The sequence below is a fragment of the Mycobacterium sp. NGS56 genome (assembly GCF_059812425.1).
Map to the genome: position 1 here is coordinate 1,040,349 of NZ_JCALCQ010000001.1, position 13,013 is coordinate 1,053,361.

General features: G+C 67.6%; 13 protein-coding genes. 7 read left to right on the forward strand and 6 right to left on the reverse strand.

Annotated features, from left to right (window positions below):
* Positions 1-11: 11 nt before the first annotated feature.
* From AC5Y4F_RS04830 to AC5Y4F_RS04845, 4 genes are read right to left on the reverse strand one after another with little or no spacing between them, the layout of a single operon-like run.
* A complete protein-coding gene (locus AC5Y4F_RS04830; protein WP_499995330.1) occupies positions 12-1,070 on the reverse strand; it encodes an NAD(P)H-dependent amine dehydrogenase family protein in 1,059 nt (352 codons plus the stop codon).
* Between the two features lie 24 nt (positions 1,071-1,094).
* Positions 1,095-1,538: a PPOX class F420-dependent oxidoreductase gene (locus AC5Y4F_RS04835; RefSeq protein WP_067934701.1), complete on the reverse strand. Its 444-nt coding sequence runs from the start codon at positions 1,536-1,538 to the stop codon at positions 1,095-1,097.
* A gap of 3 nt (positions 1,539-1,541) precedes the next feature.
* On the reverse strand, positions 1,542-2,648 hold the full coding sequence (locus tag AC5Y4F_RS04840; protein ID WP_067934699.1) for an acyl-CoA dehydrogenase family protein: 1,107 nt from the start codon (positions 2,646-2,648) through the stop codon (positions 1,542-1,544).
* 7 nt (positions 2,649-2,655) lie between these two features.
* A complete protein-coding gene (locus tag AC5Y4F_RS04845; RefSeq protein ID WP_499995331.1) occupies positions 2,656-3,816 on the reverse strand; it encodes an acyl-CoA dehydrogenase family protein in 1,161 nt (386 codons plus the stop codon).
* Between the two features lie 201 nt (positions 3,817-4,017).
* Between AC5Y4F_RS04845 and AC5Y4F_RS04850 the strand changes: the two genes are divergently transcribed.
* The 3 genes from AC5Y4F_RS04850 (at position 4,018) to holA (ending at position 7,460) form a co-directional block, all read left to right on the forward strand.
* Positions 4,018-4,884 (forward strand): helix-hairpin-helix domain-containing protein, encoded by an 867-nt coding sequence (locus AC5Y4F_RS04850; protein WP_499995333.1) that lies wholly within the window; start codon positions 4,018-4,020, stop codon positions 4,882-4,884.
* 50 nt (positions 4,885-4,934) lie between these two features.
* Positions 4,935-6,428, forward strand: a complete 1,494-nt coding sequence (locus AC5Y4F_RS04855) for a ComEC/Rec2 family competence protein (RefSeq protein ID WP_067934693.1) — start codon at positions 4,935-4,937, stop codon at positions 6,426-6,428.
* Between the two features lie 81 nt (positions 6,429-6,509).
* Positions 6,510-7,460 carry a DNA polymerase III subunit delta gene (holA, locus tag AC5Y4F_RS04860; protein WP_231986373.1) on the forward strand — a complete coding sequence of 317 codons (951 nt, stop codon included), beginning with the start codon at positions 6,510-6,512 and terminating at the stop codon, positions 7,458-7,460.
* A gap of 30 nt (positions 7,461-7,490) precedes the next feature.
* On the opposite strand, the gene rpsT is transcribed toward holA, so the two are convergent.
* Positions 7,491-7,751 (reverse strand): 30S ribosomal protein S20, encoded by a 261-nt coding sequence (rpsT, locus tag AC5Y4F_RS04865; RefSeq protein WP_067934690.1) that lies wholly within the window; start codon positions 7,749-7,751, stop codon positions 7,491-7,493.
* A 144-nt stretch (positions 7,752-7,895) separates the two neighbouring features.
* Between rpsT and AC5Y4F_RS04870 the strand changes: the two genes are divergently transcribed.
* From AC5Y4F_RS04870 to AC5Y4F_RS04885, 4 genes are read left to right on the forward strand one after another with little or no spacing between them, the layout of a single operon-like run.
* Positions 7,896-9,590 (forward strand): circularly permuted type 2 ATP-grasp protein, encoded by a 1,695-nt coding sequence (locus AC5Y4F_RS04870; protein WP_499995334.1) that lies wholly within the window; start codon positions 7,896-7,898, stop codon positions 9,588-9,590.
* Positions 9,577-10,554 carry an alpha-E domain-containing protein gene (locus AC5Y4F_RS04875; RefSeq protein WP_067934686.1) on the forward strand — a complete coding sequence of 326 codons (978 nt, stop codon included), beginning with the start codon at positions 9,577-9,579 and terminating at the stop codon, positions 10,552-10,554. Before AC5Y4F_RS04870 ends, AC5Y4F_RS04875 begins: the two co-directional genes overlap by 14 nt.
* Positions 10,554-11,393, forward strand: coding sequence for a transglutaminase family protein (locus tag AC5Y4F_RS04880; protein ID WP_067934684.1), 840 nt, complete (start codon positions 10,554-10,556; stop codon positions 11,391-11,393). The genes AC5Y4F_RS04875 and AC5Y4F_RS04880 overlap by 1 nt, the downstream gene beginning before the upstream one ends.
* 50 nt (positions 11,394-11,443) lie before the next feature.
* The gene (locus tag AC5Y4F_RS04885) at positions 11,444-12,148 is read left to right on the forward strand and encodes a hypothetical protein (protein WP_499995335.1); all 705 of its coding nucleotides are present in this window, start codon (positions 11,444-11,446) and stop codon (positions 12,146-12,148) included.
* A 17-nt stretch (positions 12,149-12,165) separates the two neighbouring features.
* Here the strand turns inward: AC5Y4F_RS04885 and AC5Y4F_RS04890 are convergent, their stop codons facing one another.
* A complete protein-coding gene (locus tag AC5Y4F_RS04890; RefSeq protein WP_067934679.1) occupies positions 12,166-13,008 on the reverse strand; it encodes a ribonuclease Z in 843 nt (280 codons plus the stop codon).
* Between the last annotated feature and the right edge of the window lie 5 nt (positions 13,009-13,013).

Consider the following 13,013-nt stretch of genomic DNA (forward strand, 5'->3'; position numbering starts at 1 on the left):
CGGCATATCCGCTAGTGGGCCAGCCGGCCGGTGACAGGTGGCAAATCCGCCAGTGTCACGATCCCGGGCGGAGCGGCGACCACGGCCGGGACGGCATTGGTAACCGGCATCGCCGTGTAGATCATTCCCAGTCCCATGAACCCGGGCTCGGTCCAGTCCTTGGGTGGCAGGCAGTGCAGCACGGTCCGCATGTTGGGCAACCCGAACACTTGAATGACGTGGCCGTGCTCGAGCGGCTTGGGCGGGACGACGTGACTGCCCATGGTCCAGTTGAACCCGACGCTGACGACGTTGCGATCGCCAACCCAGCCGCGGTGGTAGCCGTAGACGCTGCCGACCGTTCCGGCGGGGATCTTCATAAAGCCCAGATCGGAGTCATCGGTGGCCGCAGTGAACGTGACGTCGAAGGTCATCTTGTCCAGCTTCGCCCCGATCGCGTCGGCCATCATCGCGGCCGATTCCGCGAAGACTTCGCTTTCGCGCCGGACGTTTTCGGCCAGTCCCGGGGTATCGGGAGCTTGCGAAAACCCCATCGCTGTCTGAGTTTCCGCCGACTCGTAGGTCGAGCAGTCGACGGACTCGGTGATCCGGATCTCGTCAACGCGCTCGCACGAGGCGGAGAGCACCATGCCCACCATGTTCGTCATGCCCGGGTGCGCGCCGCTGCCGAAGATCGTCGAATTGCCCTTATGGCAGGCGTCCTCGATGCGTTTGAAGTCCTGTGGCGTCTGTTTGCCACCGGTGATCCACGCGGCGCTGGTGCACACGTTGACTCCCGATTCCAGCAACCGTACCAACTCGTCGACGCTGGGCCACAACGGGTTATAGCAACATGCGTCGGCGCCCAGGGCCAACAGCGCGTCGATGTCGTTCGTCGCTTGCACGCCGGTCGGCTCCGCCCAGCCCGCCAGGTCGGCGGCGTCGACGCCGACCTTGTCGGCGCCATGGGCATACACCCCGGCCAGTTCCAAGTCTGGCCGCCCGATGATGGCGTGCAGCGACCGGCGACCGATGTTTCCGGTCGTCCACTGGATCACCCGCAGCGGACGGTCCGTGCTTGCCTTGCTCATCGCGGCTCCTTTGCCGTGGGCGAACTAGTTGCTGATCTCGAATCCTGCGTTGACCTTGGTCGGGCGCACCCGCACCACCAATTCACCGGGAACGCCGTTGCGACGGCCGAATTCGTCCGCGCGTGCTGCGCCCATGTAGCGGCGACCGGTGCGGGTGGCGATGTCGCGGACCTCATGCGCATCCTCGCTGACCGTGGCCAGACCCTGCACCTGGACGAACGAGTACGGCGGATGGGGATCGTCGACGCAGATCACCACGCGCGGATCACGCGCCAGTGCACGGCCTTTCGACGTGTCGCGCCCGGTGTTGAACGCCAGCTCGGCGCCGTCCTGCCCGATGTCGACCACGAACCACACCGGCGCGACCAGCGGCCGGCCGTCGGCGGCGAGGTAACCCAGCATCCCGGTGCGGGTGCCGGCCGACAAGAACTCGATGACCTTCTCACTCAGTTCCGCGGGCTCGGCCATGCCTTACAGACGGGCCAGGTCGTAGTCGCCGATGTGGTCAATCAGGTTGTGCAGGTGCTCATTCGAGGTTCCCAGGGTGTTTTCGATCGCGGTGAGTCGGGCGGCGTAGTGGCTGACCGGATATTCCGCCGTCACGCCGATACCCCCGTGCATCTGGACCGACTCCTGAGCGATGTGCCGGCCCGAGCGACCGATCTGCAGCTTGGCCCGCGACGCGATCAACGGGTCGATGTTGCCGTCGGCGATCGACATCGCCGCGTACAACGTCATGCTGCGGGCCAATTCCAACGACACATACATGTCCGCCGCGCGCTGCGTAAGCGCCTGGAATTTGTTGAGCGTGACGCCGAACTGCTTGCGGGTCTTGAGGTAATCGGTGGTCAGGCGCAGCGATTCCTCCATCGCCCCCAGCGCTTCGGCACACAGCGCCGACTGGATGCGCACGACGGCGTCACGGATGGCACCTGACGCGTCGCGTGCCTCGCCGAGCGGTTCGGCGGCGGTGGAATCCAGATCGATCTGGGCGCCGCGCTGTCCGTCGAACGTCCGGTACGGGTGCCTGGTCACCGATGCCGCATCGACCAGGAAAAGCCCGGTGCCGCCGTTCGGCAACCCGGCGCTGACCACCAAGGTGTCGGCGCAGTCCCCGGCGAGTATCGGGTTCTTCTGACCGGTGAGTGTCCACGAATCACCTTGCTGCGCAGCCTTCGTGCTCACCTCGGCGGAAGGGTTGCGCCGGCCGGGCTCGAGGTGGGCGAACGCCAGCAGCCGCTGTCCGCCGGCGACCTCGTCGAGCAGTTGCTTCTGCTCGGCGCTGCCGAGTTCGGCGATCAGCGCACCGGGTCCCAAGGCGGCGTGCAGCACCGGTTCGGGGGCCAATCGGCGGCCGACCTCATGGAGCACCACCATGATCTCAATCTGGCCGGACTCTTCTGGCTCGAAGCCGAGACCGAGAATCCCGGTGTCGGCGAGCTGATTCCAGACCTCGCGGCTCCAGCCGAGGTCGGAGCCGATGATCTTGTTGCGGCTTTCCGGGTCGTAGGTGCGCGACAACAGGTCGCGGGTGGTGTCTCGGAGCAGGGCTTGCTCGTCACTCAGCTGAAAGTCCATGGCTGCCTCACAATCCCAGAATCGTCGACGCGATGATGTTGCGCTGCACCTCGCTGCTACCGCCGTAGATCGTTGTCTTGCGGTAGTTGAGGTAATGGGGCGCACTGTGTTGCGCCCAGGAAGGCGATGAGATGTCTTCGCCGTTGGCCGGAAGCGCATCCGGCCCCGCCACCTCGACGAGCAGTTCGGTGGCGGCCTGTTGCAGTTGGCTACCCTGCAGCTTGAGCACCGACGACGCCGGGTTGGGCTGGCCGTCCGCCGAGTCGGTCACCACTCGTGACTGCGTGAGTTCCAATGCCAGCAGCTCGTTTTCGACCTCGGCCAGCCGCGCCGCGAACAGCGGGTCGTTGAGCACGCCGGTGGCCGCGGCGTGCCTCTTGACCTCGGCGAGGCGCACCTTGGTCCGCCCCACACCGGCGATGCCCGTGCGCTCGTTGCCCAGCAGGAACTTCGCGTATGTCCAGCCCTGGTTCTCTTCTCCGACAAGCTGGTTGGCGGGTACGCGGACGTCCTCGAAGAACACCTCGTTGATCTCGTGTCCGCCGTCGATCGTCTTGATGGGCCGCAGTGTGATGCCCGGCGTACCCATGTCGAACAGCAGGAACGAGATCCCGGCCTGCCGCTTGGGCGCCTGCGGATCGGTGCGGACCAGGCAGAAGATCCAGTCGGCGTACTGGCCGAGTGTGGTCCAGGTCTTTTGACCGTTGACGACGTAGTCGTCGCCGTCGCGGACCGCGGTGGTGCGCAGCGACGCCAGGTCGGAGCCGGCCTCGGGCTCGGAGAAGCCCTGGCACCACCAGATGTCCAGGCTAGCCGTCGGGGGCAGGAAGCGTTGTTTGACCTCCTCCGAACCGAATTCGGCGATTACCGGGCCCACCATTTTGGTGTTGAAGTTCAGCGGTTCGGGGACGCACGCCAGCTGCATCTCGTCGGCCCAGATCTGATGCTGGGTCGGCGTCCAGTCCTTGCCGCCCCACTCGACCGGCCAGTTCGGCACCGCCAGCCCGTGCTCGTGCAGGATCTTGTGGCTGGTGACGATGTCCTCGTGGATCGCTTGCGCCGAGCCCTGGCGCACCCGCTCGCGCAGCTCCTCCGGAATTTTGGTCGTGTAGATGGTGCGGAGTTCGTCGCGGAACGCGGCTTCCTCTGGTGTGAGCGCCAATTGCATGGCAGCCTCCTGTCGTTTCTCCGGTGACCGGGACGACGCAGCGCCCAGAGCTGTTTTCTGGCGATGCCGGTCGTTCGCTCGGCTTCCATCTTGACCCATCCCTCACACGCCCTGTGCACAGCCTCGGGTTAATCCACAGATCGGCCCGGCGGCGCGGTTGAACGGTGCCGTCGTGGTGGTGCGCGGACCTACCGTCGGACCATGCGAACAGAACTCCCGGCGGAGCGCCTCCAGCGACGGCTCAGCGCTGAACCGGAGACCGACGCGCACACCGAGCCCGGGGACGAACGGTCGGCCTCGGAGGACACCGGCGATGATGACCAGAATTCGCTGCTCCCGCGGTGGCTCCCCGACGCGTCGCAAGACCGCGGCTGGGTGGCCAAAGTGCGTGCCGACCCCGGACGGGCCGGCGCCATCGGGCTGGCGATCATTGCGGCGCTTGCGGTGCTGGTCACGGTGTTCACCTTGCTGCGCGACCGCCCGGCGCCGGTGATGACGGCCAAGCTGCCACCGGTGGAGAAAGTGTCGACCGCGGCCCCCAGGTCATCGGCCGGCCCGGGCGCCGCGCAGCCGCCGAGTCCCGACCGACCGGTGGTGGTCAGCGTGGTCGGCCTGGTGCACACGCCGGGTCTGGTGACCCTGGCACCGGGTGCGCGCATCGCCGATGCGCTGTCGGCCGCCGGTGGTGCGATGGACGGCGCGGACACCATTGGCTTGAACATGGCCCGACCGCTTGGTGACGGCGAACAGATCGTGGTCGGTCTCGCTCCGGCCCCGGGCCAGCCGACGGCGCTGGGCAGCTCGGTGGCCACCGGGTCGACACCCACATCGAAGGTACCGCCATCCGCGCCGGGACCGGTCAAGCCGAAGGCCGGCCAGGCCGTCGACCTGAACACCGCGACCGTTCAGGAACTCGACGCTCTGCCCGGGGTGGGGCCGGTCACCGCCGCCGCGATCGTGGCGTGGCGGCAAGCCAACGGCAGATTCACCAGCGTCGACCAGCTCGGCGAAGTCGAGGGCATCGGGCCGGCGAGGCTGGAGAAACTGCGCGCCCTTGTCCGTGTCTGATCCCGGTGGTTCATCCCGAGCCGGGTGGATCTGCCTCCGGGCGTGTCGATGTGCGCCTGGTACCGGCCGCGTTGACCTGTTGGGCGGTGACCGCCGGCGGGATCTGGTGGCAGGCCGGCCAAATTCTCCCCTGGTGCTGCGTCGCGTTGACCGGGGTCGGTGCACTGGCGTGGCGTGCGGTGCGCCGGCGCGGGCGAAATGCGCGGCTCCGGGCGATCACCACCGGCCTCGCAGCGATCGGAATGGTGGGGGCCGGCTACGGCTTCGCCATCGCGCTGCGCACCGACGCCGTCGTTCATCACCCGATCACCGCGGTCTTCAGCAACAGCGTTCCGGTCACGGTCGTCCCCACCGAGAGCGCAGTGTCGCTGGGCGGCAGCCGCTTGATGTTTCGGGCGACCCTGCAACGCCTGCGCACCGTCGAAACAACCGGGCGGGTCGTCGTTTTCGCGCGTGCCTCGGACTTCGGCTCCGTCATGGTGGGCCAGCCGATGCGGTTCACCGCGCGCATCACCCGGCCGATCCGTCGTGACCTGACGGTCGCGGTACTCAACGCGTCGGGCCGGCCGACCTTGGGCACCGCAGGCCCCGTGCAGCGGGCCGCGCATGGGGTGCGCAGCCGATTCGCCACCGCCGTCCGCGAGACGCTGCCCGGTGAACAGGCGGCGATGCTGCCCGCGCTGGTGTTAGGCGACACCTCGGCGGTGCCGGGCAACACCAGCCGCGACTTTCGCGCCGCGGGCATGACGCACCTGATGGCCGTGTCGGGTGCAAACGTGATGATCGTGTGTGGCGCGGTGTTGTTCTCGGCGCGGTTGATCGGCCCCCGGGCGGCCATCGCGTTTGCCGCACTGGCGCTGGTGGCCTTCGTCATCGTCGTGCAGCCGACGGCGAGTGTGTTGCGGGCGGCGGTGATGAGCGCCATCGCGCTGGCGGGAATGTTGTCTTCGCGTCGGCGCCAAGCCATTCCGGCCCTGGCCGCCACCGTGCTGGTGCTGCTGGCTGTCGCCCCCGCGTTGGCCGTCGACGTGGGGTTCGCGCTGTCCGTAGTCGCCACGGGCGCGCTGATCGTCGTCGCGCCGGTTTGGTCGCGGCGACTGGTCGCAAAGGGATGGCCCAAGCCGCTGGCTGACGCGCTCGCCGTCGCCTGGGCGGCGCAGGTGGTGACCGCGCCTTTGGTCGCGGCGATCTCGGGCCGATTCAGTGTGGTTGCCGCGCTCGCGAACCTGGTCGTGGCTGCCGTCATCGCGCCGATCACGGTGCTCGGCACCGCCGCGGCCGCGCTCTGCGGGGTATGGCCGGCCGCGGCGCGGCTCCTGATCCGGTTCACCGGTCCCGAGTTGTGGTGGGTGGACGGTGTGGCCCGCTGGGCGGCCCACATGCCGGGCGCGACGCTGCCGGTGCCGGAGGGTGTGCCCGGCACGCTTATCGTCGGCGGTGTCACGGTGCTGGTGGTGGTGTTGTGGCGATGGCGGCTCGTCCGCATCGTGGGTGCACTCGTGGCGCTTACTGGGCTGGCCTGGGCGCTGTCCGGGCTGGGTTAGACGAGTTGTTGAGCTGTTGGATCCCCGGGCGGCACAGTCGGTAGGGCGTGACACCATCGTGGGATGAGCGAAGTTTCGCCGTTGCACCTGGTCCTGGGAGACGAGGAACTGCTGGTCGAACGGGCGGTAGCCGACGTGCTGCGGTCGGCGCGGAAGCGGGCCGGCACCGAGGACGTTCCGGTCAACCGGATGCGGGCGGGCGACGTCAGCACGTATGAGCTCGCCGAGCTGCTGAGTCCGTCACTGTTCGCCGACGAGCGCATCGTCGTGCTGGAGGCCGCCGCCGAAGCCGGCAAAGACGCTGCCGCGGTGATTGTTTCGGCCGCGAGTGACATGCCGACGGGTGTAGTGCTGGTCGTGGTGCACTCGGGGGGTGGGCGAGCCAAGGCGCTTGCCGCCGAGCTGCAGTCCCTCGGCGCCGAGGTGCATGCCTGCGCGCGCATCACCAAACTCAGCGAACGCATCGACTTCATCCGCAAGGAATTTCGCGGCCTGCGCGTCAAGGCCGACGAGGACACCGTGACCGCGATGCTGGATTCGGTCGGTTCCGATCTGCGGGAGTTGGCTTCTGCCTGCTCGCAGTTGGTCGCCGATACCGGCGGGGTGGTCGACGCCGCCGCGGTGCGTCGCTATCACAGCGGCAAGGCCGAGGTGAAGGGCTTCGACATCGCGGACAAGGCGGTAACCGGCGACGTCGAGGGAGCCGCCGAGGCGTTGCGGTGGGCCATGATGCGGGGGGAGCCACTTGTGGTGCTGGCCGATGCTCTGGCCGAGGCGATCCACACGATCGGTCGGGTCGGCCCCCTGTCGGGGGATCCCTATCGGCTCGCGTCACAGCTCGGGATGCCGCCCTGGCGGGTGCAGAAGGCGCAGAAACAGGCTCGGCGTTGGTCGCGTGACTCGGTGGCGTCGGCGATGAAGGTGGTGGCGACGCTCAACGCGAACGTCAAGGGAGCGGTGGTGGACGCCGACTACGCCCTGGAATCCGCGGTCAGACAGGTTGCCGAGCTAGCCGCCCAGCGCAGCCACTAGAGGGGGCGGGCGCCGTCGGCCTGCAGGGCCTCAGATCTTGTTGAGCGCCTTCGTCAGCGCTGACTTCTTGTTCGCGGCCTGGTTCTTGTGGATCACGCCCTTGCTGGCCGCCTTGTCCAGCTTGCGGTTGGTCGACACCAGCAGTTCGGCGGCCTTCTCTTTGTCGCCGGCGTGGGCGGCCTCGCGGAACGCGCGCACGGCGGTACGCAGCGACGACTTCACCGACTTGTTGCGCAGGCGAGCGCGCTCGTTCGTCTTGTTGCGCTTCTGCTGCGACTTGATGTTGGCCACGCTGGAGTTCCTTCTTCGATTAGACGTTTTGTGGGGCGCCGGATATCACCACAGCGACTGCCCAGGTTATCAGTGAGTTACGTTTTCTCCCAAAATGGGAACCCGTGGGCTGCCAGAACGTCGATTTGAGGCAGCATCTGAACAGTGAGTCTTACAAACCAGCTTGACGAGACCAAGCGGGGTTTTCGCGCTGCGCGTTCTGAGCGCATTTTTGGTGGATACAACGAGTCTTCGGACGCCTACCAGATGGCGTTCGACGAGATGTTCGATGCCCAGGGCGCTGTCCGCGGTCCCTACCGGGGTATCTACGCCGAGCTTGCGCCGTCGGACGCCTCGGAATTGAAAGCTCGCGCCGAAGCGCTATCCCGCGCCTTCCTCGACCAGGGGATCACCTTCTCGTTATCAGGCCAGGAACGGCCGTTTCCGCTGGACCTGGTGCCCCGGGTTATCTCGGCCGCCGAGTGGACGCGCCTGGAGCGCGGCATCACCCAGCGGGTCAAGGCGCTCGAGATGTACCTCGATGACATCTACGGTGACCAGGAGATATTGAACGACAATGTCATCCCACGCCGCCTGGTCACCTCCTGCGAACATTTCCACCGGCAGGCGATGGGCATCGTCCCGCCCAACGGCGTGCGCATCCACGTGGCGGGCATCGATCTGATCCGCGATGAAAAGGGGGTCTGGCGGGTCCTCGAGGACAACCTGCGCTCGCCGTCGGGTGTGTCCTATGTCATGGAGAACCGGCGTACCATGGCGCGCGTCTTTCCGAACCTGTTCGCGACCCACCGGGTGCGCGCCGTCGACGACTACGCCTCGCACCTGCTGCGGGCGCTGCGCAACTCCGCGGCCACCAACGAGGCCGACCCGACGGTGGTGGTGCTGACCCCCGGTGTGTACAACTCGGCCTATTTCGAGCATTCCCTGCTGGCCCGCCAGATGGGTGTCGAGCTGGTCGAAGGGCGCGACCTGTTCTGCCGCGACAACCAGGTGTACATGCGCACCACCGAGGGCGAGCGCCAGGTCGACGTCATCTATCGGCGCATCGACGACGCCTTCTTGGACCCGCTGCAGTTCCGCGCCGACTCGGTGCTGGGAGTGGCCGGCCTGGTCAACGCCGCGCGCGCCGGCAATGTCTCCATCTCCAGCGCTATCGGCAACGGCGTCGGCGACGACAAACTCGTCTACACCTACGTCCCCACCATGATCGAGTACTACCTGGGCGAAAAGCCCCTGCTGGCCAACGTGGAGACCTTGCGCTGCTGGCTCGATGACGAGCGCGAAGCGGTGCTGGACCGCATCGACGAGTTGGTTCTCAAGCCGGTGGAGGGGTCCGGCGGCTACGGCATCGTGTTCGGTCCGGAGGCCTCGGACAAGGAGTTGGCTGCCGTCGCCAAGAAGATTCGCGACGATCCCCGGAGCTGGATCGCGCAGCCGATGATGGAACTGTCGACGGTGCCGACGCAGATCGGCAATACCCTGGCGCCCCGCTACGTGGATCTGCGACCGTTCGCGGTCAACGACGGCGACGACGTGTGGGTGCTGCCCGGCGGGCTGAGCCGGGTGGCCCTGGTCGAGGGGTCGCGGGTGGTCAACTCCAGTCAGGGCGGCGGCTCCAAGGACACCTGGGTGCTGGCGTCGCGGGCGGCGGCCGGCGACCATGAGCTCGAGGCGGCTGAGGTGGTGCGCTCGCTGCCCACCTCGATGCCCGACCCGTTGGAAGACGCGTCCTGGCTGACGTCCATGTCGTCTCAGCAGGCGCAACCCACCGAACTGCCCCGGCGCGAGCAGCTCGAGCAGCAGCAGCAACAAAGGGCGGTGCACGATGCTGGCACGTAACGCCGAGGCGCTGTACTGGATCGGCCGCTACGTCGAGCGCGCCGACGACACCGCCCGCATCCTGGACGTGGCGCTGCACCAGTTGCTCGAGGACTCCAGCGTCGACCCGGACCAGGCTTCGCGCCTTTTGCTGCGGGTGCTCGGCATCGACCCGCCGGATCACCACCTGGATGTGTGGTCGTTGACCGACTTGGTGGCCTACAGCACCAACACCCAGGGTGGCTGCTCGATCGTCGACGCCATCACCTCGGCACGCGAGAACGCGAAGTCAGCGCGCGAGGTGACGTCCAGCGAGATCTGGGAGTGCCTCAACACGACCTATCATGCCCTGCCTGAACGGGAGCGTGCCGCCAAACGCCTTGGGCCGCACGACTTCTTGTCGTTCATCGAACGACGCGCGGCGATGTTCGCCGGCCTGGCCGACTCGACGCTGTCCCGCGACGACGGCTACCGGTTCATGGTATTGGGTCGGGCGATCGAACGGGTCGACATGACGGTGCGGCTGTTACTGTCGCGGGTCGGGGACAGCGCCTCGTCCCCGGCGTGGGTGACGCTGTTGCGTTCGGCGGGCGCCCACGACACCTACCTGCGGACTTACCGTGGTGTGTTGGATGCGGGCCGGGTCGTCGAATTCATGTTGTTGGACCGGCTGTTTCCGCGTTCGGTGTTCTACTCGCTGCGACTGGCCGAACACAACTTGGACGAACTCGTCCACAACCGACAGAGCCGGATTGGGGCCACCGCCGAGGCGCAGCGGCTGCTCGGTCAGGCGCGCAGCGAGTTGGAGTTCGTCCAGCCGGGAGCGCTGCTGGAATCGCTGGAGAGCCGTCTGGCCGGGCTGCAGCGGACCTGCCATGACGTCGGAGAGGCGTTGGCGCTGCAGTACTTTCACGTGACGCCCTGGGTGGCGTGGTCGGACGCGGGCCAACGCGCCCGGCTGGTCCGCAGGAAAGGGGACGGCTGATGTGGCGGCTGCGCGTCGTGCACACCACGGGATACGCCTACCAGTCGCCGGTGACCGCCTCCTACAACGAGGCCCGGCTGACCCCGCGGTCGAACACCCGGCAGAACGTCATCCTCAACCGGGTCGAAACCATCCCGGCAACGCGGTCCTACCGCTACATCGACTACTGGGGCACCGCGGTCACGGCGTTCGACCTGCACGCCCCCCACACAGATCTCACGGTGATGTCATCCTCGGTCGTCGAAACCGAGCGAGCCGAACCGCTGATGTCGGAAGTCGGTTGGGGCGACCTGCAATCGGAGGTAGTGATCGATCGCTACGACGAGCTGCTGCGCCCCACCGAGCACACGCCGGCCAGCAAGCGGGTGGCGTCGGTGGGCAAAAAGATCAGCAAGTCCCACAAGCCGGCCGAGGCCGTTGTCGCCGCCGCCGATTGGGTGCGCAATGAACTCGAATACCTTCCCGGAACCACCAGCGTGGCCTCGTCGGGGCTGGACGCGCTCAAACAGGGCAAGGGCGTCTGCCAGGACTTCGTGCACCTGTCGCTGATGTTGTTGCGCAGCATGGGAATTCCGGCGCATTACGTCTCGGGCTACCTCCATCCCAAACGCGAGGCCGTGGTCGGGGACACCGTGGATGGGCGAAGCCACGCCTGGATCGAGGCGTGGACTGGTGCCTGGTGGAGCTATGACCCCACCAACGACACCGAGATCACCGAGCAGTACGTCGGCGTGGGCGCGGGCCGCGACTACGCCGACGTCTCCCCGTTGAAGGGCATCTATTCCGGCGAGGGCGCCACCGACCTCGACGTGATCGTGGAGGTGACCCGGCTGGCCTAGCCCGGTGATATTCGCCGACAGTGGCCGACCCCGGGGATACCGTTGCAGGAATGAATGATTTAGCCGAGGGCGCGGCTCGGCGCGATGGGAACCCACCCGGGCGTGGCTGGGGGCCCCTGGTGCCGCTATCCCTGGCCTGCATCGGTCTGCTCATCGGCGGCATCGCGATCGGGGTTGCCGTGGGCGGCGTCATGCCGTTGCCTTACGGGCCGGCAAGTGCCGTCACGAGCTACGTCCGTGCCCAGTCGGTGGCCGTGCGCATCGTCGCCGTTGCGACGTTCGCGTCGTCGGTGCCGCTGGCGCTCTACGCGGCGATCGCCGGTGCCCGGCTGCGGCAACTCGAGGCAAGCAGCAGATCCGCCGCGATCGCTCTGACCGGTGGCGCCTTGGCCGCCGGTGCGCTCGGCCTGGCTGGACTGCTGGGCTGGACGTTGTCGATACCGGAAGTTGGAGCTGACGCGGCGTTGGTCAGAGCGCTGTACCTACTGGTATTCCTCACCGGCGGCCCGGGCCACATTGCGGCGTTGGGGCTGCTGGTCGGCGCAATCGCGGCGTCCGGCACGGGAGTGCTGCCCAGATCGGTCACCCGGATCGGTCTGGCGACGGCCGTCCTCGCGGAAGTGACCGTGGTGGTGCTGATCTGGCCGGCGCTGGGCGTCATCCTGCCGGTCGCGCGGGTCCTGGCGCTCACCTGGCTGATGGTGGCGAGCGTTGCCCTATCGCCTGCGGCGCAACGAGGTTCGCCGGTCCGGTGAGCCGCCGCCGGCGATCGTCATGTGGATGCCTCGACCTGGACCCGGTGCAGATCGTCACCGAGTTCGATGCGCCCACCGAACTGCGTCGCCGCCAGGGCCCGCCACTGTTCTTCCTGGCCGGGTACCAGCGCCGGCACGTAATGCGTCATGACAAGGGTGCCCACCCCCGCGCGGGCCGCGGTCGCCGCCGCTTCCTCAACTGACGAGTGGTAGTCGCAGATGTCCTGCAGCCGCTGCTGGGGGATGGTGACGACGATGTCCTTGCGGATCACGGTGTGCACCAGCGCGTCGGCGCCCGCCGCCAGCTCATCCAGGCCGGCACAGGGAATGGTGTCACCGGCGAGCACCACCGAGGCGCCCTGGTGATCGACCCGAAAACCGATGGTCGGGGCCACCGGCCGGTGATCGGTCGGGGCCACCCGAATGCCCACCCCGTCGTGGTCCCAGACGGGGCCGTCGGTGTACTCGCGGACATCCACCGCCGGCGGCTCGTTGAGGTCGCTGTGATGGGCGATCCGGTAGCCGATGTCGTGCCGGAACGCGTTCAGCGTCGCCGCGACCACCTCGGCGGTGCCGGGCGGTCCGATGATGGGCAGCGGCGCGGGATCCGGGGTGAACGTGCCGATCCACCGCGTGATGAGGACATCGCCGAGGTCCCCGATGTGGTCGCTGTGCAGGTGGGTGAGCAGCAACGCCGACACTCCGGCCGCGCCCACCCCGACCGCGGCCGCGCGCTGCAGCACGCCACGCCCGCAGTCGACCAGGAACACCTGCCCGCCGGCACGCACCAGAGTTGACGGCCCGGCGCGGTTCGGATCGGGAATCGGACTTCCGGTGCCCAGCAGCGTGACCTCGATCATGGACC

What these genes read in the sequence shown, in the direction of transcription:
- AC5Y4F_RS04830 (WP_499995330.1), bottom strand. Translation starts at nt 1,070, where the DNA reads ATGAGCAAGGCAAGCACGGACCGTCCGCTGCGGGTGATCCAGTGGACG.
- AC5Y4F_RS04835 (WP_067934701.1), bottom strand. Translation starts at nt 1,538, where the DNA reads ATGGCCGAGCCCGCGGAACTGAGTGAGAAGGTCATCGAGTTCTTGTCG.
- AC5Y4F_RS04840 (WP_067934699.1), bottom strand. Translation starts at nt 2,648, where the DNA reads ATGGACTTTCAGCTGAGTGACGAGCAAGCCCTGCTCCGAGACACCACC.
- AC5Y4F_RS04845 (WP_499995331.1), bottom strand. Translation starts at nt 3,816, where the DNA reads ATGCAATTGGCGCTCACACCAGAGGAAGCCGCGTTCCGCGACGAACTC.
- AC5Y4F_RS04850 (WP_499995333.1), top strand. Translation starts at nt 4,018, where the DNA reads ATGCGAACAGAACTCCCGGCGGAGCGCCTCCAGCGACGGCTCAGCGCT.
- AC5Y4F_RS04875 (WP_067934686.1), top strand. Translation starts at nt 9,577, where the DNA reads ATGCTGGCACGTAACGCCGAGGCGCTGTACTGGATCGGCCGCTACGTC.
- AC5Y4F_RS04880 (WP_067934684.1), top strand. Translation starts at nt 10,554, where the DNA reads ATGTGGCGGCTGCGCGTCGTGCACACCACGGGATACGCCTACCAGTCG.
- AC5Y4F_RS04885 (WP_499995335.1), top strand. Translation starts at nt 11,444, where the DNA reads ATGAATGATTTAGCCGAGGGCGCGGCTCGGCGCGATGGGAACCCACCC.
- AC5Y4F_RS04890 (WP_067934679.1), bottom strand. Translation starts at nt 13,008, where the DNA reads ATGATCGAGGTCACGCTGCTGGGCACCGGAAGTCCGATTCCCGATCCG.